Annotated in this window: 1 protein-coding gene; it reads right to left on the bottom strand. The window is 50.3% G+C overall.

All coding sequences use genetic code 11. From position 1 onward, the window contains the following. Positions 1-519 (bottom strand): DUF2855 family protein (locus ACTXGO_RS16670; RefSeq protein WP_443575258.1); only part of this gene is annotated, 519 nt, incomplete at both ends.

Raw genomic sequence — 519 nt, forward strand, 5'->3', positions numbered from 1 at the left:
GATAATAACGACTTGCTCAGCTCCATACCAGTCATTGCTCGCCAGCATATCCTGAATACAAAACGCGGTGAGATGCAGCACGGCAAGTAACATGCGTGGGTTGTCATAAGCGCGGTCGTAACCTGCTTCATAAGTGACGCGCTGATATAAGTTATAGCTTGGTGGCAGATGCGCGCGATGATCACTGCCATCCATAAGACTTGAGCCACTTACGCGCACAGGCTTAATCACAAGGGTAGTGGCGGGTGGGAAATAACCAAATAGCCGTTCGCCGACAAGGATACCATCATTATTTGACTCGATGACATCGGCAAAGCCCCAAACAGGAATAATGCCCCAGTGCTCAGGGTTATCGCCACTGGGCGCAAAAAACTGCCAATAGCGCAGGTAATCGCCCATCACCGCGTAGGTAATGTTATTGGCGGTAAAGGCGAAGCGGTCGATCTTGAGCAGTACTTCGCCATCAGTGATCGGCTGGCATCTCGTTTCAATGATACGCGACTGAGTAATATCGGCTTT

This window comes from Psychrobacter sp. T6-1 (assembly GCF_052258445.1).